This is a genomic window from Altericroceibacterium xinjiangense (assembly GCF_003958635.1).
Lineage (GTDB): Bacteria > Pseudomonadota > Alphaproteobacteria > Sphingomonadales > Sphingomonadaceae > Altericroceibacterium_A > Altericroceibacterium_A xinjiangense.
Window position 1 is genome coordinate 109,609 of the sequence record NZ_RSEK01000005.1, and the last position, 22,063, is coordinate 131,671.

Annotated in this window: 24 protein-coding genes; 11 read left to right on the forward strand and 13 right to left on the reverse strand. The window is 65.7% G+C overall.

Going from position 1 to position 22,063, the window contains the following annotated elements; all coding sequences use genetic code 11:
- Positions 1 to 13: 13 nt before the first annotated feature.
- From coaE to ELY13_RS07625, 4 genes are read right to left on the reverse strand one after another with little or no spacing between them, the layout of a single operon-like run.
- Complete coding sequence (gene coaE / locus ELY13_RS07610) at positions 14 to 613, reverse strand: dephospho-CoA kinase (protein WP_126173303.1); 600 nt, start codon at positions 611 to 613, stop codon at positions 14 to 16.
- On the reverse strand, positions 610 to 1,485 hold the full coding sequence (locus ELY13_RS07615; RefSeq protein WP_126173304.1) for a shikimate dehydrogenase family protein: 876 nt from the start codon (positions 1,483 to 1,485) through the stop codon (positions 610 to 612). The genes coaE and ELY13_RS07615 overlap by 4 nt, the downstream gene beginning before the upstream one ends.
- Positions 1,482 to 2,060, reverse strand: coding sequence for a Maf family protein (locus ELY13_RS07620; protein ID WP_126173305.1), 579 nt, complete (start codon positions 2,058 to 2,060; stop codon positions 1,482 to 1,484). Before ELY13_RS07620 ends, ELY13_RS07615 begins: the two co-directional genes overlap by 4 nt.
- Before the next feature lie 10 nt (positions 2,061 to 2,070).
- On the reverse strand, positions 2,071 to 2,916 hold the full coding sequence (locus ELY13_RS07625; RefSeq protein WP_126173306.1) for a pyruvate, water dikinase regulatory protein: 846 nt from the start codon (positions 2,914 to 2,916) through the stop codon (positions 2,071 to 2,073).
- Between the two features lie 298 nt (positions 2,917 to 3,214).
- Between ELY13_RS07625 and hemE the strand changes: the two genes are divergently transcribed.
- The 3 genes from hemE to rho all read left to right on the forward strand — a co-directional run bounded on the left by hemE (position 3,215) and on the right by rho (position 6,201).
- Complete coding sequence (hemE, locus tag ELY13_RS07630; RefSeq protein WP_126173307.1) at positions 3,215 to 4,240, forward strand: uroporphyrinogen decarboxylase; 1,026 nt, start codon at positions 3,215 to 3,217, stop codon at positions 4,238 to 4,240.
- A 31-nt stretch (positions 4,241 to 4,271) separates the two neighbouring features.
- Positions 4,272 to 4,715, forward strand: a complete 444-nt coding sequence (locus ELY13_RS07635) for a CopD family protein (protein WP_126173308.1) — start codon at positions 4,272 to 4,274, stop codon at positions 4,713 to 4,715.
- 229 nt (positions 4,716 to 4,944) lie between these two features.
- The gene (rho, locus tag ELY13_RS07640; protein ID WP_126173309.1) at positions 4,945 to 6,201 is read left to right on the forward strand and encodes a transcription termination factor Rho; all 1,257 of its coding nucleotides are present in this window, start codon (positions 4,945 to 4,947) and stop codon (positions 6,199 to 6,201) included.
- Positions 6,202 to 6,261: 60 nt separating this feature from the next.
- Here rho and ELY13_RS07645 read toward each other — a convergent pair whose 3' ends face one another.
- Positions 6,262 to 6,969 (reverse strand): dienelactone hydrolase family protein, encoded by a 708-nt coding sequence (locus ELY13_RS07645; protein WP_126173310.1) that lies wholly within the window; start codon positions 6,967 to 6,969, stop codon positions 6,262 to 6,264.
- A gap of 83 nt (positions 6,970 to 7,052) precedes the next feature.
- On the opposite strand from ELY13_RS07645, the gene ELY13_RS07650 reads away from it, so the two are divergent.
- From ELY13_RS07650 to ELY13_RS07675, 6 genes are all read left to right on the forward strand, one after another.
- Positions 7,053 to 7,343 carry a DUF6489 family protein gene (locus ELY13_RS07650; protein ID WP_126173311.1) on the forward strand — a complete coding sequence of 97 codons (291 nt, stop codon included), beginning with the start codon at positions 7,053 to 7,055 and terminating at the stop codon, positions 7,341 to 7,343.
- A gap of 10 nt (positions 7,344 to 7,353) precedes the next feature.
- Entirely contained in the window at positions 7,354 to 8,631 is a 1,278-nt protein-coding gene (gene mnmE / locus ELY13_RS07655) for a tRNA uridine-5-carboxymethylaminomethyl(34) synthesis GTPase MnmE (RefSeq protein ID WP_126173312.1), read from the forward strand.
- Between the two features lie 67 nt (positions 8,632 to 8,698).
- Positions 8,699 to 10,546 carry a tRNA uridine-5-carboxymethylaminomethyl(34) synthesis enzyme MnmG gene (gene mnmG / locus ELY13_RS07660; RefSeq protein WP_126173313.1) on the forward strand — a complete coding sequence of 616 codons (1,848 nt, stop codon included), beginning with the start codon at positions 8,699 to 8,701 and terminating at the stop codon, positions 10,544 to 10,546.
- A complete protein-coding gene (rsmG, locus tag ELY13_RS07665; RefSeq protein WP_126173314.1) occupies positions 10,543 to 11,166 on the forward strand; it encodes a 16S rRNA (guanine(527)-N(7))-methyltransferase RsmG in 624 nt (207 codons plus the stop codon). The genes mnmG and rsmG overlap by 4 nt, the downstream gene beginning before the upstream one ends.
- Before the next feature lie 5 nt (positions 11,167 to 11,171).
- Positions 11,172 to 11,948, forward strand: a complete 777-nt coding sequence (locus ELY13_RS07670) for a ParA family protein (RefSeq protein WP_126173315.1) — start codon at positions 11,172 to 11,174, stop codon at positions 11,946 to 11,948.
- Positions 11,945 to 12,913, forward strand: a complete 969-nt coding sequence (locus ELY13_RS07675; protein WP_126173316.1) for a ParB/RepB/Spo0J family partition protein — start codon at positions 11,945 to 11,947, stop codon at positions 12,911 to 12,913. Before ELY13_RS07670 ends, ELY13_RS07675 begins: the two co-directional genes overlap by 4 nt.
- Positions 12,914 to 12,917: 4 nt before the next feature.
- Here the strand turns inward: ELY13_RS07675 and ELY13_RS07680 are convergent, their stop codons facing one another.
- On the reverse strand, positions 12,918 to 13,400 hold the full coding sequence (locus ELY13_RS07680) for a GAF domain-containing protein (RefSeq protein ID WP_126173317.1): 483 nt from the start codon (positions 13,398 to 13,400) through the stop codon (positions 12,918 to 12,920).
- Between the two features lie 60 nt (positions 13,401 to 13,460).
- Here ELY13_RS07680 and ELY13_RS07685 point away from each other — a divergent pair, with 60 nt between their 5' ends.
- Complete coding sequence (locus tag ELY13_RS07685; RefSeq protein ID WP_126173318.1) at positions 13,461 to 14,939, forward strand: PQQ-dependent sugar dehydrogenase; 1,479 nt, start codon at positions 13,461 to 13,463, stop codon at positions 14,937 to 14,939.
- Positions 14,940 to 14,946: 7 nt separating this feature from the next.
- Here the strand turns inward: ELY13_RS07685 and ELY13_RS07690 are convergent, their stop codons facing one another.
- Positions 14,947 to 15,819, reverse strand: a complete 873-nt coding sequence (locus ELY13_RS07690; RefSeq protein ID WP_241233593.1) for a DUF815 domain-containing protein — start codon at positions 15,817 to 15,819, stop codon at positions 14,947 to 14,949.
- Between the two features lie 26 nt (positions 15,820 to 15,845).
- Here ELY13_RS07690 and ELY13_RS07695 point away from each other — a divergent pair, with 26 nt between their 5' ends.
- Positions 15,846 to 16,781: an L-threonylcarbamoyladenylate synthase gene (locus ELY13_RS07695; protein WP_126173319.1), complete on the forward strand. Its 936-nt coding sequence runs from the start codon at positions 15,846 to 15,848 to the stop codon at positions 16,779 to 16,781.
- Here ELY13_RS07695 and ELY13_RS07700 read toward each other — a convergent pair.
- From ELY13_RS07700 to ELY13_RS07725, 6 genes are all read right to left on the reverse strand, one after another.
- Positions 16,778 to 17,107 (reverse strand): hypothetical protein, encoded by a 330-nt coding sequence (locus ELY13_RS07700; protein ID WP_126173320.1) that lies wholly within the window; start codon positions 17,105 to 17,107, stop codon positions 16,778 to 16,780. The genes ELY13_RS07695 and ELY13_RS07700 overlap by 4 nt on opposite strands.
- Positions 17,108 to 17,219: 112 nt before the next feature.
- The gene (locus ELY13_RS07705; protein WP_126173321.1) at positions 17,220 to 17,750 is read right to left on the reverse strand and encodes a CarD family transcriptional regulator; all 531 of its coding nucleotides are present in this window, start codon (positions 17,748 to 17,750) and stop codon (positions 17,220 to 17,222) included.
- 216 nt (positions 17,751 to 17,966) lie between these two features.
- Positions 17,967 to 18,812: a YihY/virulence factor BrkB family protein gene (locus ELY13_RS07710; RefSeq protein WP_241233594.1), complete on the reverse strand. Its 846-nt coding sequence runs from the start codon at positions 18,810 to 18,812 to the stop codon at positions 17,967 to 17,969.
- 120 nt (positions 18,813 to 18,932) lie between these two features.
- Complete coding sequence (gene fdxA, locus ELY13_RS07715) at positions 18,933 to 19,271, reverse strand: ferredoxin FdxA (protein WP_126173322.1); 339 nt, start codon at positions 19,269 to 19,271, stop codon at positions 18,933 to 18,935.
- Positions 19,268 to 19,579, reverse strand: coding sequence for an RNA-binding S4 domain-containing protein (locus ELY13_RS07720; RefSeq protein WP_126173323.1), 312 nt, complete (start codon positions 19,577 to 19,579; stop codon positions 19,268 to 19,270). The genes fdxA and ELY13_RS07720 overlap by 4 nt, the downstream gene beginning before the upstream one ends.
- Positions 19,579 to 22,002, reverse strand: coding sequence for a helicase-related protein (locus tag ELY13_RS07725; RefSeq protein ID WP_126173441.1), 2,424 nt, complete (start codon positions 22,000 to 22,002; stop codon positions 19,579 to 19,581). The genes ELY13_RS07720 and ELY13_RS07725 overlap by 1 nt, the downstream gene beginning before the upstream one ends.
- Positions 22,003 to 22,063: the final 61 nt, after the last annotated feature.

A 22,063-nucleotide genomic window follows, 5' to 3' on the forward strand; every position in this document is an offset into this window, starting at 1 on the left:
CTGGCAAGGGGGATCAGCGCCTCTGGGTGGCCAGCCGAGCCGCCAGTTCGGCAACGGCTGCCTCGGTCTCTGCCAAGGACGTGCCGGTATCGATCAAGCAGTCGGCCCGAACCCGTTTTTCCGCGTCCGGCAACTGGAGCCGGCGGATTTCGGCCAGACGCCGGGCAGTCATTCCCGGCCGAGCGAGCACGCGGGCGCTCTGCACTTCGGCCGGTGCGGAAACGACCGCGACCGCATCCACTTCATCCGCGCCGCCCTTTTCGAACAGGAGCGGAATGTCGAACACCACCAGCGCAGCGTCGGCGTGTTCGGCCAGGAAACGGTCCCGCGCGGCGCGCACCGCCGGATGAACGATTGCCTCAAGCCGGGCGAGGGCGGCGGGATCGGCAAACACGCTTGCCCCCAGCTTCGCCCGGTCCACCCCCTGCGAGCTGGTGGTGCCGGGAAACGCGGCCTCGATTGCCGGCAACAGCGCCCCGTCGGGGCCTTGCAGCCGGCGCACCTCCGCATCGGCATCGAACACCGGCACGCCTTGCCGGTCGAACATCTTCGCGACGGTCGACTTGCCCATCCCGATCGAGCCGGTCAGGCCGAGGATGAACGGCCGGCTCACGCCGTCAGCAGGCGCCGCAATTCGGCATCACCATCGGCCCTCGGCGGCTCGGCCCCGAAGAACTTGCCGAACGCCTCCGCCGCCTGACCGATCAGCATTGTCAGCCCGTCCAGCGTGACGAAGCCCGCTGCACGCGCGGCTTGCAGGAATTCGGTGTCGAGCGGGTGGGTGACGATGTCGTAGACCACGCTGCCCGGCGGGGCATGGCTGAAATCGAACGCCAGCGGCGGCTGGCCCGCCATGCCGAGTGGGCTGGCATTCACGATCAGGTCGAAACAGCCCGCGCGGTCGTCGAACGCGAAATCGGTCGGTTCGGAAAAATGGGCGAGGGGCGCCACGTGATGCTCGCCCCCGGGATCGAGTTCATCCAGCAGCGCTCGCGCTTTTCCGGGATCGCGTCCGGCCAGCACGATTACCACGTTCTGGGCAGCGAGCGCGGCGACGATCGCCCGCGCCGCGCCGCCCGTGCCAAGCACGCGGGCCATGCGGAACAAATGCGTGCGTTCCAGCAGCGGCCGCAGCGGTTCAAGAAACCCGGCGGCATCGGTGTTGTAGCCAGTCAGCGTCCCGTCCTCACCGCGCGTGACGGTGTTCACTGCCCCGATCCGCTCGGCGAGCGGATCGATCCGATCCAGCAGCGGTAGCACCGCCTGCTTGTGCGGCATGGTGACGTTGCAGCCGCGCCACCGCGGGTCCTTGCGCCTTAGCGCGAAGTACTCCTCAAGCTCCTCGGCGCGTACATGGCAGGCGCGGTATTCCGCCCGCAGCCCAAGCTTTTCCAGCCAGAAGCCATGGATCGCCGGGGACTTTGACTGCGCGATCGGATCGCCGATCACTTCAGCATAGAGCGTTTCGGTTCCTTCAACGCTCATGCCGGCAATTCCCCCATCTGCCGCAACGCGCCCAGCAGCGGGAGCAGCGGCATTCCAAGAATGGTAAACGTGTCGCCTTCGATCCGCTCAAACAGCTGCACGCCAAGGGCTTCGATCCGGAACACCCCGACGCAGCCGGCCACCTCAGGCCATTCCGCGTCGAGATAGCGATCGATGAAGGCGGGCGACAGCGCGCGCACGTGCAGCCGGGCGACGGCGGCGTGGCTCCAAACGGTCTTTCCCCTGCGCGCGAGGGCGGCCGCTGAATGCAGCTCCATCGTTTTTCCGGAGAAGAAAGCCAGGTGCCGCGCCGCATCCTCCCGGCTGTCGGGCTTGTCGAACCGCCGGCCGTCCACCACCACCAGTGAGTCGCTGCCCAGCACCAGCCGTTCCGGCTCAGCAAGGGCGAGTGCCTTGGCTTCGGCGAGTGCAAGGGCGACCGCGTCCGGCGAAGCATCGCCCAGCCGGGCTTCGAGCGCACGCTCGTCGATAGAAGCGGGCCGCGGCTCGAACGCAACGCCAGCGGCCTGCAACATCGCGGCGCGCGAGGCGCTTTTCGAGGCAAGGATAATCATGCCGGTACGATCATATCGGCTTGATGCCCGTCTGGTGCGAACCGTCCTGCATGGCGCGTTCGTTGTACAGCCGGATGACCGCCGCGGCGGTTTCCTCGATCGAGCGGCGGGTGACATCGATCACCGGCCAGCCGTTGTCGGCGAACATTCGGCGGGCGAACGCCAGTTCCTCCGCCACCCGCTGCTCATCGACATAGGCAGTGTCGGGCGTTTCGTTCAGCGTCAGCAAGCGGTTGCGGCGAATTTCGATCAAGCGGCGCGGCGCCGTGGTCAGCCCGACGATCAGCGGCTTGCGCAGTTCGAACAATTCGGGCGGGGGCGGGCTTTCGACCACGACCGGAATGTTGGCCACCTTGTACCCGCGATTGGCGAGATAGATGCTGGTCGGCGTCTTCGACGATCGCGAGACCCCGGCCAGCACGATGTCGGCTTCCTCCCAGTGTTCGAACAGGACCCCGTCATCATGCGCGATGGTGAACTGGATCGCGTCGACCCGGGCGAAATAGGCATCGTCGAGCACGTGCTGGCGTCCGGGACGCCCCTTGGCTTGTTCCTGCAGCAGGTCTTCCAGCACCGCGGTGACGGTATCGAGCGCGGCGATGTGGGGCAGTCCGCGCGCACGGCAGAATTCCTCCAGCTTCATCCGGGTTTCGGGATTGACCAGGGTGTAGAGCACCAGGCCCGGATTGGCGGCCAGCTCCTCCGCGATCCGTTCCAGATGCTGCAGGGACCGGACCATCGGCCAGAAGTGGCGGATCACCTCGGCATGGTCGAACTGGGCCAGCGCCGCCTTGGCGATCATTTCCAGCGTTTCGCCAGTCGAGTCCGAGAGAAGATGAAGGTGCAGTCGGGTCATGTGGAGAAGTCCTGCATAAACCACGGGATGAGCCTGGGGACAAGTTCGGGACAGGAAGCTGTGCCCACTGACAGGTGATTCCCGCTCGGGCTTGCCGACAGGCTGTGGATTTCGTCCACTGGCTGGGGACAACGGGGATAACCGTCGCTTGACTCAAGAGCCATCCGGATTCGCATCGCCCCCAAGACCCTGTTCATCGCGGGAGAAATCGGGCAGGAGCGCGCTCTCCCCACAATCCACAGGACCAACAGACTCCTTCATCCTTTTATAAAGATCTTATTGTGTTGGATTGGACCCGATGCCTGGCTTGCTTCTTGAGACCCTCCACGGAAAAATCGGACCCCGCCGCCCGCTCTGGCTGATGCGGCAAGCGGGGCGCTACCTCCCGGAATACCGCGAACTCCGCGCGGACAAGGGCGGCTTTCTCGAACTGGTTTACGACTGCGAGGCCGCGGCCGAGGTCACGCTGCAGCCGATCCGGCGCTTCGGGTTCGACGGAGCGATCCTGTTTTCCGATATCCTGATCGTGCCCTATGCGATGGGACAGGATCTCGCGTTTCTGGCCGGGGAAGGACCGCACCTCTCGCCCCCGCTGGTCGATCATGCGCTGGCGGCGCTCCAAGGGGTGCCACAGCGGCTTGATCCGATTTACCGGACCGTGTCCCTGGTGCGGGAGCAACTGGGGCCGGAAACCACCTTGCTGGGCTTTGCGGGCAGCCCATGGACGGTCGCGACCTACATGATCGCCGGTGCAGGCAGCCGCGATCACTTGCAGGCGCGGACGATGGCCTACCGCGATCCGTCCGCGTTCCGGGCGATCATCGACGCCATCGCCGACCTGACGGTGGACTACCTCGACGGCCAGATTCGCGCCGGGGCCGAAGCCGTGCAATTGTTCGACAGCTGGGCGGGGAGCCTGGCGCCTGACGAATTCGAGCGCTGGGTGATCGCGCCCAACGCCGCGATCATCGCGGCCTTGCATGAACGGCATCCGGACGTGCCGGTGGTCGGCTTTCCAAAGGGAGCAGGGGCCAAGCTGGCGGCCTACGCGCAGGAAACCGGAGCCGACGCGATCGGGCTCGATGAAACGATCGATCCGCTCTGGGCGGCGGCCACGCTGCCCGAAAACCTGCCCGTGCAGGGCAACCTCGATCCCTTGCTGCTGCTTGCCGGCGGAGAAACGCTGGAGGGGCGGGCGCGCACGATCCTCGATGCCTTCGCCGGACGGCCGCACGTGTTCAACCTCGGCCACGGAATCCACAAGGATACCCCGATCGCCCATGTCGAACGGCTGGTTGAAACCGTACGCAACTGGGAGGGGTGACGCGCGGGCCCCGGCCCAGTAGATCACTCCCATGCAGGACTTACTCTCGATGCTCTATTTCTGGCTCAAGGCCGGCCACATCATCTTCGTGATCTTCTGGATGGCCGGGCTGTTCATGCTCCCGCGCTTTTTCGTCTATCACCAGGAAGCGGCCGAGGGATCGCCCGAAAACGCGCTGTGGGTGGACCGGGAGCGCAAGCTGCTGAAGATCATCCTGCTGCCCGCGATCCTGGCGGTGTGGGGATTCGGCATCGCGCTCGCGATTGCGACCGACGCCTGGGACCAGCCGTGGCTGCACGCCAAATTGCTGCTGGTGCTGATTCTCAGCGCCTTCCATGGGTGGATGGCCGGCTATGCGAAGAAGCTGGCCCGGGGAGAACGTCCGATGAAGGGCAAGACCCTGCGCCTGCTCAACGAGATTCCGGGGATCACCGTGGCGCTGATCGTGATCCTGGTGGTGATCAAGCCCTTCTGAGCGATCTCGAGGCAGGTGAACCACCGGCTGATCAGGAATCGCGGTAAAAACAGCCAGGCAGAGCGGCCGCTCCGGGAATTTTGCGACCTGCGATTCACGAATTGACGCTGGGCGGCTCAGCGCCTATTTTCGCGCCCGATCCGGCTGAGGCCGCCGTTCCGAGCGGCCGGTCCCGCTTTCTCCAAGCCCTTCAGGACTGCCGGCTTCCTCCCATCACTGGAATACCCACATGCATTTGAAAGAATTGAAGAAAAGGACGCCGGCCGAACTCGTTTCGATGGCCGAGGAGCTGGGCGTCGAAGGCGCATCGACCATGCGCCGGCAGGACCTGATGTTCGCCATCCTCAAGGAAGTGGCCGAAGACGGGGAGGAAATCCTCGGCGTCGGCACGATCGAGGTGCTGCAGGACGGATTCGGTTTCCTGCGGTCGCCGGAAGCCAATTACCTTGCCGGGCCGGACGATATCTACGTCTCCCCCAACCAGGTCCGCAAGATGGGCCTGAGGACCGGTGACACGGTCGAAGGTGAAATCCGCGCCCCGCGCGACGGGGAACGCTACTTCGCGCTGACGAAGCTGCTCAAGGTCAATTTCGACGATCCCGACGCGGTGCGTCACCGGACCAACTTCGACAACCTGACCCCGCTCTATCCCGATGAGCGGCTGGTGCTCGACACCGTCGATCCCACGGTCAAGGACAAGTCGGCCCGAGTGATCGATCTGATCGCGCCGCAGGGCAAGGGCCAGCGCGCGCTGATCGTCGCCCCGCCGCGTACCGGCAAGACGGTTCTGCTGCAGAACATGGCCAAGGCGATCACGGACAACCATCCGGAAGTGTTCCTGATCGTGCTGCTGGTCGATGAACGGCCTGAGGAAGTTACCGACATGCAGCGGTCCGTGAAGGGCGAGGTGATTTCCTCCACCTTCGACGAGCCCGCGAGCCGTCACGTGCAAGTCGCGGAAATGGTGATCGAGAAGGCCAAGCGCCTTGTCGAGCACAAGAAGGACGTGGTGATCCTGCTCGATTCCATCACCCGCCTCGGCCGCGCCTACAACACCGTGGTGCCCAGTTCGGGCAAGGTGCTGACCGGCGGTGTCGACGCCAACGCGCTGCAGCGGCCGAAGCGCTTCTTCGGCGCGGCACGTAACATCGAGGAAGGCGGATCGCTGTCGATCATCGCCACTGCGCTGATCGACACCGGCAGCCGGATGGATGAAGTGATCTTCGAAGAGTTCAAGGGCACCGGCAACTCGGAAATCGTGCTGGACCGCAAGGTCGCGGACAAGCGCATCTTCCCCGCGCTCGATGTCGGCAAGTCCGGCACCCGCAAGGAAGAGCTGCTGGCCGGCAAGGACCAGTTGTCGAAGATGTGGGTCCTGCGCCGCATCCTGATGCAGATGGGCACGATCGACGCGATGGAATTCCTGCTCGACAAGATGAAGGATTCCAAGACCAACGAAGACTTCTTCGCGACGATGAACCAGTAACGCGCGGCCAGTCCGCGAAGCAGAAGGGCGGGGCGACAAACCCCGCCCTTCTTCATGCGCTCAGGATTCCGGCTTCAGGTGCCGGGCGAAGAATTCCGCCGTCCGCGTGTCCGCCAGCTGCGCGCCTTGTTCATTGCGCCGTTTGCCGAACTCGGTTGCGAAGCCGTGGTCGAGCCCTTCGTAATCGTGCAGCGTGACCTTGGGATGCGGGTCGAGCGCTTCGTGCATCGCCTGCTGCACGTCCGGCCCAACGAAATCGTCCTGTTTCGGAATGTGCAGCATTAGCGGATTGGCGATCGCGTCCTTTTCCCGCAGCAGGTTGTCGATCCCGACCGCATAATAGCCGACCGTCGCATCGCTGTCCGTCCGGGCCGCCACCATGTAGGCGAGCCGGCCGCCCAGGCAGTACCCGACCGCGCCGACCTTGTCGCAGCCTTCCGTTCCGCGGGCATGTTTGATCGCCGCTTCCAGATCGTAGATGCCGCGGTCCTGGTCGAACTGCCCCATCAACTCCAGCGCGCGCTGGAACTCCGGCTCGACGTCAGGATCAAGTTCGATCCCCCGCTCCAGCCGCCAGAACAAGTCGGGGGCGAGAGCGAGATAGCCGTCTTCCGCCAGCTTGTCGCACTTGCGGCGGATCCCTTCGTTCACGCCGAAGATTTCCTGGATGACCACGATTGCGGCCTTCGGCTGTTTCGCCGGGCGCGCGACGTAGCAATCGAACTGGCCGTCGTCGTCCAGAGTGGAAATTTGCACCGTCTCGCTCATATTGCATCCTCCCGCTGTGGCGTGCACCTTCAAGCCAATGATACGCGTTCGCGGGCGCCTGCGTTCCTGCCGGAGAATCTACCATGAAAGTGCATATCGAAATCGAATGCTCGCCTGAGGAAGCCCGCCGTTTCATGGGCCTGCCGGATGTCGACAAGGCGAACGAAATCTATGTCGACACTATCGCCAAGGCGATGAAGGGCGTTTCCAACGCCGACCAGCTGCAGGAATACGCCAAGCAGCTCGCTCCGATGGGCCAGCTGGGCATGAAGCTGTTCCAGAACTTCATGGAAGGCGGCGCGGCCATGCGGGACCCCGGTACGGGCTCGGCGACTGGCCCGGGCAAGGGAAAAGGCGACAAGCCCACCTCGTGAGCCGGCTTTCCTGATGGATACGATCTTCGCCTTGTCGAGCGGGGCGCCGCCGGCCGGTATTGCCGTCGTCCGGATCAGCGGCCCGCTTGCCGGGGATGCGCTGGTCCGGCTGTCCGGCTCCCTGCCGCCGCCGCGCCGCGCCCATTACACTCGGCTGTCCGACCCGCAAGGAGAGTTGCTGGACCACGCGCTGGTGCTTTGGTTTCCGGGACCGCACAGCGTGACGGGAGAGGATCTGGCCGAACTGCACCTCCATGGCGGCCGGGCGGTCATAGCTGCGGTGGAAGCCGCGCTGCAGGGCCTTGGCGGATTACGCAAGGCAGAAGCGGGGGAGTTCACCCGCCGTGCCTTCGCCAACGGGCGGATCGACTTGATGGAAGCCGAAGGACTGGCCGATCTCCTGTCTGCCGAGACCGAGCTTCAGCGCCGCTCTGCCGTGTCGCTGGCAGGCGGAACCCTCTCACACACCGTGGAAGGCTGGAGGGAGCGGGTGCTGGCGTGTTCGGCGCAAGTCGAGGCCGTGCTCGATTTCGCCGATGAGGACGATGTCGCGGCGCTGCCCTCAGAGTTCCTGCAGCAGATTGCAGTCATGCACAGGGAGCTGGAAGATTGGCTCGCCGCGCCGCGAGCCGAGACCCTACGGGAGGGATTTCGCGTGGCGCTCGCCGGACCGCCGAATGCGGGCAAGTCCACCTTGTTCAATGCCCTGGTGGAAAGCGAGGCGGCCATCATCGCGCCGATCGCCGGGACCACGCGCGATATCCTGGTGCGGCCAGTCGCCATGGCCGGGATCCCGTTCAGCTTCGTCGACATGGCAGGGCTGCGGGATGAGAGCGGGGACGTCATCGAGACAATCGGCATCGCGCGCGCACGGGAAGAGATTGCCCGCGCCGATCTCGTCCTCTGGCTCGGACCAGAAGGGGAAGGGCCGCAAGGCGCCTGGGAGGTTGAGGCTCAATGCGACCGGACCGATCATCCGCCCAAGCAGAACCCGGCCTTCCGCTTGTCGGCAGTAACCGGAGCGGGACTGGAAGATCTCAAGGTTGCCCTGATCGCCCATGCGCGCGGCGCGATGCCCAAGCCCGGGCAGGCCGCCTTGGGACAACGCCAGCGGGATATCCTGTCCGAAGCAGCCGAAGCGCTCCGCACGGCAGAGGGATGCAACGATCCGCTGATCCTGGCGGAGCACTTGCGGCGGGTGCGCGTGGCGTTCGATCGCCTTGTCGGACGCAGTTCCACCGAGGACGTGCTCGATACGTTGTTCGGCCGATTCTGCATCGGCAAGTGAGCGGTGTTTCACGTGGAACATCTCTGCCCCTTTGACCGGACCCTCCCGCCTGCCTAAAGGCCCGCTGATGCGCGAATTCGATATAGTGGTGGTCGGCGGGGGCCATGCAGGCTGCGAAGCCGCTGCCGTGGCTGCCCGTATGGGCGCCCGCGTGGCGCTGGTCAGCTTCGATCTCGACACCATCGGCGCCATGAGCTGCAACCCCGCGATCGGTGGCTTGGGCAAAGGCCACCTCGTGCGCGAGGTCGATGCATTCGACGGCTTGATCGGCCGCGCCGCCGATGCCGCTGCGATTCACTACCGAATGCTCAACCGGTCGAAGGGGAGCGCGGTCTGGGGTCCTCGCGTGCAAGCGGACCGGACCTTGTTCAAGGCCGCCATCCAGCGAATGCTGGGGCGTCACCCGAACCTTCAACAAATCGCTGGCGAAGCGGCGGAACTGATTTTCGAGCAGGGCCGCGTCGCCGGAATCCGACTGGGGGAGGGGCAAGCGATCCGTGCCCCGGCCGTGGTCCTGTGCACCGGCACGTTCCTGGGTGGTACGCTGTTTCGGGGCGAAGAGCGGCTGACCGGCGGGCGCATCGATGAGTCCTCGGCGCAGCGGCTGGCCGAGCAGTTGCGCGGGGCGGACTTGCCGCTCGCCCGGCTGAAGACCGGAACGCCGCCCCGGCTCGACGGGCGAACCATCGACTGGGCCCGCCTCGCCGAACAGCCGTCCGATCCCGAGCCCTGGACCATGTCGCCGCTGACGGAGCGGCGAGCAAACCCGCAAGTGTTCTGCGCCATAACGCGCACCAATCCGGACACGCACGACGTCATCCGGGCCAACCTGCATCGCTCTCCCTTGTTCTCAGGAGCCATCGGCGCGACCGGTCCGCGCTACTGCCCGTCGATCGAGGACAAGATCCATCGGTTTGCCGATCGGGACGGGCACCAGTTGTTCCTGGAGCCTGAAGGGCTGGACACGCATCTCGTCTACCCCAACGGGATCAGCACCTCGCTGCCCGCCGATGTGCAGCTCACCATGCTGCGGACCATCGAAGGCCTGGCGCAAGTCGAGATGGCCGTGCCGGGCTACGCGGTCGAATACGATCACGTCGATCCCCGCGCGCTGTCATCGGGGCTGGAGTTGTCGGCGATCCCGGGTCTCTACTGCGCGGGCCAAATCAACGGCACCACCGGGTATGAAGAAGCGGCGGCGCAAGGACTGGTTGCCGGCATGAACGCCGCCGCGGCCGTGCTCGGGCGCACACCGGTGCAGCTTGACCGGGCGAACAGCTACATGGCCGTGATGATCGATGACCTGACGCTGCACGGCGTGAGCGAGCCTTATCGGATGCTTACCGCGCGCGCGGAGTACCGCTTGCGGCTAAGGGCCAACAATGCGTCCACCCGGCTGACCCCGCTCGCGATAGAAGCCGGCTGCGTGGGGGAGGAGCGGCGCGCCTGGTTCGAACAGCGTGAACAGCAGCGGGCGGACTGGTGTCAGGCTCTGGCGCGGGACGTTCGTGCAACCGAGCTGGCTGCTTACGGATTGCCGGTTCGCCGCGACGCAGGCGCGCTACCGCTTTCGACCTGGCTGCGGCATGATCTGGGCTTGTCCGATCTTGCGCCGTTCCTGCCGGACGGACTGGACCCGGCAAGCGACCTGGCTGAAGAAGTGGCCGAGGATGCCCTTTATGCGCCGTACCTCGAACGGCAGGAATCGGAGCTGCGGGATCTTCGCGCCAGCCAGTCGGTGCTTCTTGGCGCTGGCTTCCCGTATGATCATGTTCCCGGGCTCTCGCGCGAAATGGTGGAGCGACTGACAGCGGCGCAACCGGAAACGCTGGCGGCGGCGGGGCAGGTGCGCGGCATCACTCCGGCTGCGCTGGCAGCCTTGCTGGTCCACGCCCGGCGGCGGATCGCCGCATGATCACCAGCGAAGCGCAAGCGCGAGACTACTGCCGCCAGTTTGCCGACGCCGAGGCGATGGAGCGGCTGGAACAATTGGTCCATCTGCTGCTGGAGGAAAATCAGCGGCAGAACCTGATCTCAAAGGCGACGCTCGATTCGGTGTGGCAGCGGCATATCGCCGACAGTGCCCAGTTGCTGAGTCACGTTCCACGTGGAACACAGCCATGGCTCGATCTAGGCACGGGGGCGGGCTTCCCCGGGTTGGTCATCGCAGCTCTGCGGCCTGAGTGGGATGTGCGACTTGTGGAATCGCGCAAGCGCCGCACCGAATGGCTGGAAACGGCCGGGAAGGCACTGGGGCTGACAAACTGCCGTATCATTGCCCAGCGGCTGGAACTGGTCGACAGCTTCACGGCGGGTACGATTTCCGCCCGCGCATTCGCTCCACTGCCCAAGTTGCTCAGCCTGTCTGCCCGTTTTTCAGGGCCATCTACCTGTTGGCTGTTGCCGAAGGGGCGTTCCGCAGCGCACGAGCTGGATGAACTAAGTCCAAATACGCGGGCGCTGTTTCACGTGGAACAATCTGTTACGGATGACACGGCGGGAATCATCGTCGGCACATTCAAGGGAAGGCTCTAGACGCCGTGCTGCGCATAGCCATCGCAAACCAGAAGGGCGGGGTCGGCAAGACGACGACTGCCATCAACATCACCACCGCCATGGCGGCCGCCGGCTGGCGAACCCTGCTGATCGATCTGGACGCGCAGGGCAATGCTTCGACCGGGATCGGCATCGACGCCGCCGACCGCGACCGGTCCAGCTATGACCTTCTGATCGAGCAGGCGCCGCTCGACGAGTGCATTCACCCTACGACGATTCCTGGCCTCGATGTCGTCCCCGCTACACAGGACCTGAGCGGGGCCGAGGTGGAACTCGTCGGAATGGGGGATCGCACCGGGCGGCTGCGGGACGCGCTGAAGGGGCACAATGGCCATGACATCTGCTTCATCGACTGCCCGCCATCGCTGGGCCTGCTGACGCTGAACGCACTCACCGCCGCGGATATGCTGATGGTCCCGCTGCAATGCGAATTCTTCGCGCTGGAAGGGCTTAGTCAGCTGTTGCAGACGGTCGACAGCGTCCAGCAGCGCTTCAATCCCGATCTCGGCATCGTCGGCGTAGTCCTGACGATGTTCGACCGCCGCAACCGGCTGACCGATCAAGTGGCGGAAGACGTGCGCGAATGCCTTGGCAAACTGGTGTTCGATGCCGTGATTCCGCGCAACGTGCGCTTGTCCGAAGCGCCCAGCCATGGATTGCCCGCGCTGATTTACGACAACGCCTGCGCCGGAAGCCGCGCCTATATCGCGCTGGCTCGTGAACTGATCGGCCGCCTGCCCGAACAAAGGAAAGCCGCATGAATCCCTCTGCCGATCCGGTCCGCTTGCCTGTTTCCGGGCGCGAGGAGGGGCAGGCCAAGCCCCGCCGCCTCGGCAAGGGGTTGGGCGCGTTGCTCGGTGAAACCCGGCGCGAGGAACCCGTCGTGCGGGACTTGGCTCAGCCGCAAGCGGCAGAAGGCAAGGAAGCGCTGACCACGCTGCCGGTAACCGCGATCGAACCGCATCCCGATCAGCCGCGGCGCCATTTCGATGAAGCCGCGCTGGAGGAGCTTGCATCCTCGATCGCGGCGCGCGGAGTCATCCAGCCGGTGATCGTGCGCCCGCTGGCTGGCGGACGTTACCAGCTCGTCGCCGGGGAACGCCGCTGGCGCGCCGCGCAAAAGGCGCAGCTCACCGAAATCCCGGCACTCGTCCGCCAACTCGACGAGCGCGACGTGATGGCGCTCGCTCTGATCGAGAACATCCAGCGCGAAGACCTGAACCCGGTGGAAGAAGCGCGCGCCTACCAGCGCCTGGCCGATCAGGAAGGCCTGACCCAGGCCGAAATTGCCCGGCTGGTGGAAAAGTCGCGCAGCCACGTGGCCAACCTGCAGCGGCTGCTGGCGCTGCCTGACCCGGTTCTCCAGCACTTGGAGAACGGGCGCCTGACCATGGGTCATGCCCGGGCGCTGATCGGGCAGGACAATTGCGAAGCGCTTGCCGCCGAAGCGATCGAAAACAACCTGTCGGTGCGCGAAGTGGAAAAGCTGGTCCGCCGCCAGACGCGCGGGATCCAGCCCGCGGCCCCGCGCCGTGCTCGCGAGCCGCGCGACCCGAATCAGGACGCGGACCTTGCCGCGATCCAGAACCAGCTGGAGGAATTCCTTGGGCTCTCCGTAAGGATTGCCAGCGAAGCCGATCCGCGCGCCGGCACGGTCACCATCCGCTACCGCACGCTCGATCAACTGGACCTGATCTGCCAGCGCCTGACCGGCGGCGATATCTGACGTTTCAGATCCGGGAGGAAAGGAGCGTCGCCAGCGCTTCCACTCCGGCCTGGTCCTCAGCATCGAAGCGCCCCTTTACCGGGCTGTCTAGGTCGATCACCGCGATGACCGCTCCATCGCGCACGACCGGAACGACCAGTTCGGACCGGCTCTCTGCGTCGCAGGCGATGTGGCCGGGGAAGGCGTGAACGTCTTCGACCAGCTGGGTCTGCCCGCTTTCGGCTGCTGCTCCGCACACTCCCTGACCGACTGCGATGCGGATACATGCCGGCTTGCCGCAGAACGGGCCGAGCACCAGTCCGCCTTCGACCATGCGATAGAATCCGGCCCAGTTGAGGTCGGGGACAAGCTGCCAGATCAGGGCCGCGACGTTGGCCATGTTGGCGACGGCGTCCGGCTCTCCTTGCGTAAGGGCATCGGCGGCGCCGAGCAGGTCGCGGTAGAGATCGGGCTTGGCTTGGGCGGGATCGGCTGTGAAATCGTACATCGCGCCCGCTTAGCTTGCTGGGCAATTGCCGCAAGCGTTCGGCTCGCCTAATCAGGTTTCATGCAGACGTGGAAAAAGATCCTTATCGCCCTTGCGATCGTGTTCCTGATCCTGGCCGCTCTCGGCTGGTGGGTGACGCGAGGCGACACGGCGGACTATAACATGGCTCAGGTAACCGGCGACGATCCGCTGCTGGCTGAGCCCGATCCCGAAACGATCCCGACCGTGCAGGTCGCCACGCCGATCGGCTGGCCGGATGGCGCCACTCCGGAAGCTGCGGAAGGATTGGTGGTCCAGCGCTTCGCCGCCGGGCTCGAACATCCGCGGGTTATCTACACCCTGCCGAACGGCGATGTGATCGTCGCGGAAAGCAACGCGCCGGAACGCGTGGTGACCGGCGGCGGCGGCATCATGGGGGGGATCACCAACCTTGTTGCCGGATTCCTGTTCCGCAAGGCGGGCGCGGCGGTTCCTTCGGCTGACCGGCTGGTGCTGCTGCGCGATGCCGACGGGGACGGCGTGGCCGAACAGCGCACCGTGCTGGGCAGCGGTCTCAGCTCGCCTTCCGGGATAGCTTACGGCAACGGCAAGCTCTACGTCGCCAACCACGACGCCCTGCTGAGCTTCGATTACGAACTGGGGCAGACGGCGCTCACCAGCGCTCCGGTCAAGCTGATGGACTTGCCCCCGGCCGGCAATCACTGGATGCGCAACATCCTGCTGAATCCGGAAGGGACGCGGATCTACATCGCGATCGGTTCCGCCTCCAACATCGGCGAAGGCGGCATGGAGATCGAACGAGGGCGTGCCGCTATCGTCGAATACAACCTGGAAACCGGCAAGTGGCGTGAATACGCGGCGGGCCTGCGCAACCCCAATGGGCTCGCGTGGAATCCCTGGTCCGACGAATTGTGGGTCACGGTGAATGAGCGAGACCAGCTGGGATCGGACCTCGTGCCCGATTACCTGACCAACGTGCCGGTCGGCGCCCACTATGGCTGGCCCTGGGTCTACTGGGGCGATACCTTCGACGAACGCGTCGAAGCGCCGATGCCCAACTACCTGACCCAGTACACGCGCCGGCCGCAGTACTCGCTCGGCCCGCATGTCGCCGCGCTCGGGCTGGTGTTCACCCAGGGTGGAAGCGCGATGCCGGAACGATTCTCCCACGGCGCCTTCATCGCGCGGCACGGATCGTGGAACCGCAAGCCGGCGTCCGGATACGATGTGGTCTATGTCCCGTTCGATGAGCGCGGCAACCCAACCGGCAAGCCAGTGCAGGTGCTGAACAGCTTCCTTGCCGGCGAGGGCAAGACCTACGGCCGGCCGACATGGACCGCCTGGGACAAGACGGGCGCGCTGCTGGTCAGCGACGATACCGCCAACATCATCTGGCGCATCAGCGCTCCGGGAGCGACGCCGGCGCCGGAACCGACGCGCATTCGCGGCGAATCGCTGCCGCCCCGGCGCGAACTCATCGGGGATCCCTCCCGCGCGTTCGAATCGCCGCCGGCCGACATCCAGCCCGGCGCGTTCTGACAGGCTGTCAGGCGGGCCGTTTCCCGGCCCGCCCGGCCAGCTCCGTGATGAAGTGCCAGGCGATCCGCCCGGACCGGGCGCCGCGCCGCCGCGCCCATTCCAGAGCTTCGGCTTCATCCCAGGCAAGGCCGTATTCTTCGGCGTAGCCGCGGATCATCGCGAGATAATCGTCGTGGCTGCACGAATGGAAGCCAAGGGAAAGACCGAAGCGGTCCGCCAGCGCCAGCTTGTCGTCCACGGCGTCGCGCGGATTGATCGGATCGTCCTGTTCACCCATCTGGCGCGGCACGATGGCCCGCCGGTTGGCGGTAACCGCCAGCCGGACGTTGCCCGGCCGGGCTTCGACCCCGCCTTCCAGCCATGATCGCAGCTGCCGCGGTCCGGTGGTGTCGTCATCGGCAAATCCCAGATCGTCGATGAACACCAGGAAGTTGCGATCCACCCGGCCAAGCGCGGCGAACAGGCGAGCCAGCGAGGAAAGCCCGTCCGTCCCGACCTGGATCAGCGCCAGCGCTTGCGGCCGGTCCTGCTGCGCCGCGCGCACCGCCGATCGGACCAGCGCCGACTTGCCCATCCCGCGCGCGCCCCACAGCAGCATGTCGTGGGCCGCATGCCCCGCGGCCAGCCGCTGCATGTTTTCCACCACCGCCTGCTTCTGGCGGTCCACGCCTTGCAACAGGGGAAGCGCAGGGGCCTCGATCCGCTCCACCGGACGCGCGGTTTGCCCATCCCAGACGTAGGCAGGGGCGCATGACCAGTCGGACGGCGGCGCAGCGGAAGGGGCCAGCCGCTCCAGCGCATCGGCGATCCGCGCCAGCACGTCGGGTGACGCCAAGGGGGACGAGGCGGGCGGAGATGGGGCTTCGGCTTGGTCTTTCATGGACCGGTGGCCTATAGCCCCCGGTCATGAGCGGCAAGCAGGCACCGGAACGGCTGAACGCAGACGCAGCGGGCATCGTCCGGGCGGCCGAGCTGCTGCGCGCCGGCAAGCGCGTCGCCCTGCCGACCGAAACGGTCTACGGCCTTGCTGCCCGGGCCGACAGTGCCGAGGCGGTGGCGGGGATATACCGCGCCAAGGGACGGCCGGATTTCAATCCGCTGATCGTCCACGTCGCCGGGCTGGATCAGGCCCGTGCGCTTTCCGCCTTCGACCAGCGAGCGGAAGACCTTGCCGCCCGGTTCTGGCCCGGACCGCTGACGATGGTCCTGCCTCTGAAGGATGGGGTCGCGCCGGCGGTTACCGCGGGCTTGCCGACGGTTGCGCTGCGTCTGCCCGATCACCCGGTGATGCAGGCGGTGCTGCGCGCAGCCGGGGTTCCGCTCGCGGCTCCATCGGCGAACCGCAGCGGCGCGGTGAGCCCGACGACCGCGGAGCATGTCCTTACCTCATTGGGGGAGCGGGTGGAGGCGATCCTTGATGGCGGGCCGTGCCGCAGCGGGGTGGAATCGACCATCGTCGCCCTGCGCCCGCAGGGGGGCTGGAACCTGTTGCGCCCGGGTCCGATACCGGAAGCGGAGCTGACGGCACTCCTCGGCCCCTCTACGCGTCACCAAGGCGGGATCGAAGCGCCGGGCCAGCTGGCCAGTCACTACGCCCCAGGAAAGCCCGTGCGGCTGAATGCGCGTGAGGCGAGGGCGGACGAGTTTCTGATCGGGTTTGGCCCCATCACAGGGGATTGCTCGCTGTCGGAACGTGGCGATCTCGCCGAAGCGGCGGCGCGGCTCTACGCCTGCCTCCACCGCGCAGCGGCGGCCCCGCAGCCCAGCATCGCGATAGCGCCGGTGCCGGACAGTGGGATAGGCGCCGCGATCAACGACCGCCTGCGCCGGGCCGCCGTCTAACGGCGTTGCGGCTCCACCGGGACGGTCGGCAGGAGCTGCTGGATTTCCTGATAATCCATCTGCATTTGCGCGCAGGCGCGCCGATCGCCATCGACGCATTTCCGGGACTGTTTTTCGTAATCCCGCTGGAGCTGGCCCAGCCGTTCTTCCCGCCGGCGCAGTTCGCGCCCGCGGTTCTCGTCCGCTTCGGACTGGCTGGTGGTGGCAAGATCGGCGGCCTTGCCCACCATCCGCACGGGAGCGGTGGCCAGGTCGATGGCGGTCTTGGCCAGGCAGCCCCCCAACATCAGGGAGAACGCAGGCACCATCAGGAAAGCGGCGCGCATGGAGGTTCCTTTCGAACCGGATCGGTCAGCAGACGGTTACCCGGCCGTGTATACGCCACAAAAAAAGGGCCGCCCATTACGGGCAGCCCCTGTTTTCGATCAGCCCGCGCGATCAGGCCTCTTCGCTGTTTTCGTAGTACTGGGGTGCGTGCTCTTTCAGCACGTCGAGAATCTTCCGGAGAGCCGCCGGCTCATCGGTCTTTTCCATCGCCGCCAGTTCGCGGGCAAGGCGGCTGGAGGCCGCTTCGAAGATCTGCCGTTCCGAATAGCTTTGTTCGGGCTGGTCTTCCGGACGGAACAAGTCGCGGGTCACTTCAGCGATCGAGACGAGATCGCCCGAATTGATCTTGGCTTTGTACTCCTGGGCGCGGCGCGACCACATCGTGCGCTTGACCTTGGGCTTGCCCTTGAGCGTCTCCATCGCTTCCTTGAGCGTCTTGTCGCTTGAGAGCTTGCGCATGCCGATGGATTCGACCTTGTTCACCGGCACGCGGAGCGTCATCCGCTCCTTCTCGAAGCGCAGGACGTAAAGCTCAAGATGCATCCCGGCGATTTCTTCTTTTTGAAGCTCGACAACACGGCCGACACCGTGCTTGGGATAGACAACATAGTCGCCGACGTCGAAGGCGGGCGCATTGGCCATTGAAAGTCCTTTCCTGTGCAGCCCCGTAAAAAACGCCAAACCACCGGATGCCGCACCACCGAGAGGTAGCTGGCAACGGCGACCGGGCGTGGAGTGAGGGGCCTGCCTTCCTGTTCCGGCCGCACCTCACGAAGGTGAGAGAAGCCGTTGGCACAGAATATAGCAGATGCGTGGCAAAAGTGCCACCCCTGCCGGGGAGAAGGATGGCGACAGGCGCTACGAAGCGGTTTCGTCGTCTTCCTTCGCCTGCTTGCGGACCGCATCGTTGAGCTCTGCGCCGAACAGCAGGACATAGGCGGACAGCCACATCCAGGTCATCAGCACCACGACCGCGCCAAGCGTGCCGTAAGTCGCGTCATAGTTGCCGAAATTGTTGACGTAGATGCCGAACCCGATCGTCACCAGCAGCCAGCCGGCGGCCGCGAAAAACGAACCCGGGGTCACCCACTTCCAACGGGGTTCGGCCCTGTTGGGACCGAATCGGTAAAGCGTGGCGGCCGCGGCCATTCCAAGGAGGAACAGCAAGACGTAAGTCCCGATCTTGAGGGCGATCTGAGTTCCGCCTCCCAGGTCCGGCATCAGCGATCCGAGCATGGTGATCGCCGTCGTGGCGCCGAGCACCAGACCAGCACCCAGGATGCCGCCGATCGTGATCGCCAGCGCCAGCAGGACGCGTTTGAAGAAGCTGCGGTCGTCCTCCACGTCGTACGCGATGTTGAGGGCGATTATGACCGCCCCTGCCGCGTTGCGAGCGGAGAACAGCGCCAGTCCGAGGGCGACGACAAGACCGAAGCCCTTGCTGCTGTCGGGGCCCGAAACAATCGATTCCAGCTGCGTGCGGACCAGCTCGGTCGCGGAACCCGGCAGCATGCTGGACATCGAGGAAACGTGCCGCGCCACGGTTTCGGAATCGACGACCAATCCGTAGATCAGCACGACCGATGCGAGCAGCGGGACGAGCGAAAGGAAGCTGTAGAACCCGACTCCCGCGGCGACGATGGCCAGGTTGTCGTCGTTCGCCTCCTTGTAGCTGGCGACGAACGCGTCCTTCCAGTCACCCATCGACACGTTCGTGAGTGAGGGAGTGCCTTCAGAGGCAGAATCGGGGGTGCGAGCAGTGGTCGTTGTTCCGTTCACGGCCATTCATACGGCCGAACGGCGATTTTGTGCCCGCAGCCTCGATCAGTCGCCTTCGCCGGGAGCGGCCGTGAAGTACTTGTCGAACTTCTCGTCCTCACCCTTGTGCGCGTCGGCGTCCTCAGGCGGATCCTTCTTTTCGGTGATGTTCGGCCATTCGGCGGAATACTTGGTGTTGAGTTCCAACCACTTCTCAAGCCCGCCTTCGGTATCGGGCAGGATCGCCTCGGCCGGGCATTCCGGCTCGCACACACCGCAGTCGATGCATTCGGACGGATTGATGACGAGCATGTTCTCGCCCTCATAGAAGCAGTCGACCGGGCAAACCTCCACGCAATCCGTATACTTACAGCGGATGCACGCGTCGGTGACGACATAGGTCATGGCTGCTTTGTTCCTTCCTCTGGCGGCCGTTCGCCGCCTGCTATGGCGATTGCGCCCCCAGCGTCAAGCGCGCGATAGCACGCACGCGCTTCGTCCGCCGGTCCGCGCCGGTGCGGCAGGGCCAGAATCCGGATCGCGAGCACGCTGCGCGCCAGCGGCAGGGTCAATACGTCGCCGGGGGCGATCGCCTGATCGCAGCGCACCACGCGCTGTCCGTTCCGACGGATGTGCCCTTCTCCGATCCATCGCTGGGCAAGGCTGCGGGTCTTGGCGAACCGCAGGAAGCACAGCAATCTGTCGATTCGCATTACCGGACGAGGTTGGCCAGCGCGGCGAACGCGCTGCCTTCGCGCACCTGAGGGGCGGGCTTGCGCGGCTGCCGGTCCTTGCCGACCGGGCGCCAGTTCCACAGGGCGGGAGCGGGCGGGCCGAACGCGCCTTCGGCCAGCGGCTTGCCCGGAACTTGCCGGAAACCGGCATCGCGCATCAGGCCCATGAAGTTGTCCGGCAGCAGACCCATCGAAGTCGGCAGCGCGGTATCGACCGGAAACAGACGCCCGCCTGCCTTGGCGCGGGCTTCGTAGGCGGCGCGGAACAGCTTTTCGGCCATGTCGACTCGAATCGCTTGCTTCCCGGCGCGGCGATAGCCGGCGGGAACATGCTTGCCGCCCTCGATCACCGCTTCCATCGCTTCACGCAAGGGGCGGCGGTCCGCGCCGATTTCCCGCAGCAGGCGGCGGGGGGCAGGCTTGAGCAAGGCTGGCATGAACACGTCGAGCGCGCCGATCGTGACCCCGAGCTTGCGCAGCAGAGGGCGCTTTTCCTTGGGGATCTGCGCCAGGCCGGCCGCTTCGCGCTGCACGGTTCCGGCACGGTCCGCCAGCGTCAGCAGCAAGGCGCGCACTTCCGTCCCGGCTTCGGGATCGTGGGCGGCTTGCTCTATGGCGCGCAAGGGGGAAAGGGCGGAGAGCTGGCCTTCCAGCCACACGTCCAGCGCTTCGGCCAGCCGCTTGTGGTTGGCGGGATCGAGCGCGCGCAGGTCTTTCGTCAATTCCAGCCGCGGACGGCTGGCGGACTTGCCGGGCGCCAGCTCGGCAAGCGGCTGGCCATCGCGCAGGACCTTGCCGGATCGAATTTCCAGCTCGCCCAGTTCCTCGGCCACCAGCTTTTGCGCCTTGTCGGCCAGAAGCTTGGGCAAGTGTTTTTCCGCCGCCGCCAGCATCAGGCGCTTGTCCTCCTTGCTGGCATCGGCATCGACCACGAAGCGGAATCCCTCCAGATGGCCGATCTTTTCGTCCTCGACGGTGACGGTTCCGTCTTCTTCCAGCGCTACGCGCAACAATCCTGCATCCTTACCCATGGTGCGCATCAATACCGCAGTCCGGCGATTGACGAAACGTTCCGTTAACCGCTGGTGCAACGCATCGGACAGCCGTGCCTCCGCTGCACGGGCGCGAGCAGCCATTTCGTCCCGGGCCAGGACCCAGTCGGGCCGCTGGCAGATATAGGCCCAGCTGCGCACAGCCGCGATCCGGCCCTGCAGCGTGTCGATGTCACCCTGCGTCCGGTCGAGCTCGGAAATCCGGGCCGCGACGAAGTCCGCGCCAAGGTATCCATCGCGCAAGTCCTGCCACAGCCGGGCGACGAAGCGGGCGTGCATGTCCGCGCCTTGCTGACGGAAATCGGGCAGCTGGCACGCTTCCCAAAAGCGGCGGACCCCGCCTGCTCCTTTTACCCCCGCCGCGATCTGCGGATCTCCGGTCAAGCGCTTGAGCACCGCCAGATCGATCGCCTCGGGCGCCGGGATTAGTTGCGGAACCGCAGGCTTGGCTTCCAGATCGGCGATCAGCACCCCGAGCGAGGTCAGCCGCGGCTGCGAATCGCGCCAGAACAGGTGGGTCAGCGGCGGAAACCGGTGCTCCTCGATCGCGTAGATTTCTTCCTCGGTGAATTCCACCCCGGCGCCCGCCTTGCTGCCGCTGAGCGTGCCGAAGCTGCCGTCGCGCTGGTGACGCCCGGCGCGGCCCGCGATCTGGGCCATTTCCGCCGGCGTAAGCCGCCGCTGGCGAATGCCGTCGAATTTGGAAAGCGAGGCGAAGGCGACATGGGTGACATCGAGGTTCAGCCCCATGCCGATTGCGTCGGTGGCAACGATGTAGTCGACTTCGCCCGACTGGAACAATTCCACTTGGCGGTTGCGGGTTTGGGGGCTGAGGCCGCCCATCACTACTGCCGCCCCTCCGCGGAAGCGGCGCAGCATCTCGGCCACCGCATAGACTTGCTCGATCGAGAAGGCGACGATCGCGGATCGCGCGGGAAGGCGGGACAGCTTGGTCGATCCTGCATGGGTCAGGGTGGAAAAGCGCGGCCGCTCCTCCACCGAAACGCCGGGGATCAGCGCCTTGACCATCGGCTCCAGCGTCGAGGAACCGAGGATCATCGTTTCGTCGCGTCCGCGCGCGTTCAGCAGGCGATCGGTGAAGATGTGCCCCCGTTCACGGTCGGCGGAAAGCTGCGCTTCGTCCAGCGCCACGAACGCGCGCCCGCCGCCGTCGCGGGGCATCGCTTCGGCGGTGCAGAGGAGGTAGCGCGCGCCTTCCGGCTCGATCCGTTCCTCCCCGGTGATCAGCGCGACGTCCTTGTCGCCCTTGATCGCGCGTACCTTGTCGTAAACCTCGCGCGCCAGCAGCCGCAGCGGGAAGCCGATGGCTCCGCTGGAATGGGCGCACATCCGCTCAATCGCGAGATGGGTCTTGCCGGTGTTGGTCGGGCCAAGCACGGCCCGCACACGG

Excerpts from the sequence above, each read along its gene's own strand:
- rho (WP_126173309.1), top strand. The coding sequence starts at position 4,945 with ATGCATTTGAAAGAATTGAAGAAAAGGACGCCGGCCGAACTCGTTTCG.
- ELY13_RS07680 (WP_126173317.1), bottom strand. The coding sequence starts at position 13,400 with ATGTACGATTTCACAGCCGATCCCGCCCAAGCCAAGCCCGATCTCTAC.
- ELY13_RS07710 (WP_241233594.1), bottom strand. The coding sequence starts at position 18,812 with ATGGGTGACTGGAAGGACGCGTTCGTCGCCAGCTACAAGGAGGCGAAC.
- ELY13_RS07625 (WP_126173306.1), bottom strand. The coding sequence starts at position 2,916 with ATGACCCGACTGCACCTTCATCTTCTCTCGGACTCGACTGGCGAAACG.
- ELY13_RS07635 (WP_126173308.1), top strand. The coding sequence starts at position 4,272 with ATGCAGGACTTACTCTCGATGCTCTATTTCTGGCTCAAGGCCGGCCAC.
- ELY13_RS07690 (WP_241233593.1), bottom strand. The coding sequence starts at position 15,819 with ATGAAAGACCAAGCCGAAGCCCCATCTCCGCCCGCCTCGTCCCCCTTG.
- fdxA (WP_126173322.1), bottom strand. The coding sequence starts at position 19,271 with ATGACCTATGTCGTCACCGACGCGTGCATCCGCTGTAAGTATACGGAT.
- ELY13_RS07720 (WP_126173323.1), bottom strand. The coding sequence starts at position 19,579 with ATGCGAATCGACAGATTGCTGTGCTTCCTGCGGTTCGCCAAGACCCGC.
- ELY13_RS07615 (WP_126173304.1), bottom strand. The coding sequence starts at position 1,485 with ATGAGCGTTGAAGGAACCGAAACGCTCTATGCTGAAGTGATCGGCGAT.
- ELY13_RS07650 (WP_126173311.1), top strand. The coding sequence starts at position 7,053 with ATGAAAGTGCATATCGAAATCGAATGCTCGCCTGAGGAAGCCCGCCGT.
- ELY13_RS07675 (WP_126173316.1), top strand. The coding sequence starts at position 11,945 with ATGAATCCCTCTGCCGATCCGGTCCGCTTGCCTGTTTCCGGGCGCGAG.
- ELY13_RS07725 (WP_126173441.1), bottom strand. The coding sequence starts at position 22,002 with ATGTGCGCCCATTCCAGCGGAGCCATCGGCTTCCCGCTGCGGCTGCTG.
- ELY13_RS07685 (WP_126173318.1), top strand. The coding sequence starts at position 13,461 with ATGCAGACGTGGAAAAAGATCCTTATCGCCCTTGCGATCGTGTTCCTG.
- ELY13_RS07705 (WP_126173321.1), bottom strand. The coding sequence starts at position 17,750 with ATGGCCAATGCGCCCGCCTTCGACGTCGGCGACTATGTTGTCTATCCC.
- ELY13_RS07695 (WP_126173319.1), top strand. The coding sequence starts at position 15,846 with ATGAGCGGCAAGCAGGCACCGGAACGGCTGAACGCAGACGCAGCGGGC.
- ELY13_RS07645 (WP_126173310.1), bottom strand. The coding sequence starts at position 6,969 with ATGAGCGAGACGGTGCAAATTTCCACTCTGGACGACGACGGCCAGTTC.
- ELY13_RS07700 (WP_126173320.1), bottom strand. The coding sequence starts at position 17,107 with ATGCGCGCCGCTTTCCTGATGGTGCCTGCGTTCTCCCTGATGTTGGGG.
- mnmG (WP_126173313.1), top strand. The coding sequence starts at position 8,699 with ATGCGCGAATTCGATATAGTGGTGGTCGGCGGGGGCCATGCAGGCTGC.
- rsmG (WP_126173314.1), top strand. The coding sequence starts at position 10,543 with ATGATCACCAGCGAAGCGCAAGCGCGAGACTACTGCCGCCAGTTTGCC.
- ELY13_RS07620 (WP_126173305.1), bottom strand. The coding sequence starts at position 2,060 with ATGATTATCCTTGCCTCGAAAAGCGCCTCGCGCGCCGCGATGTTGCAG.
- hemE (WP_126173307.1), top strand. The coding sequence starts at position 3,215 with ATGCCTGGCTTGCTTCTTGAGACCCTCCACGGAAAAATCGGACCCCGC.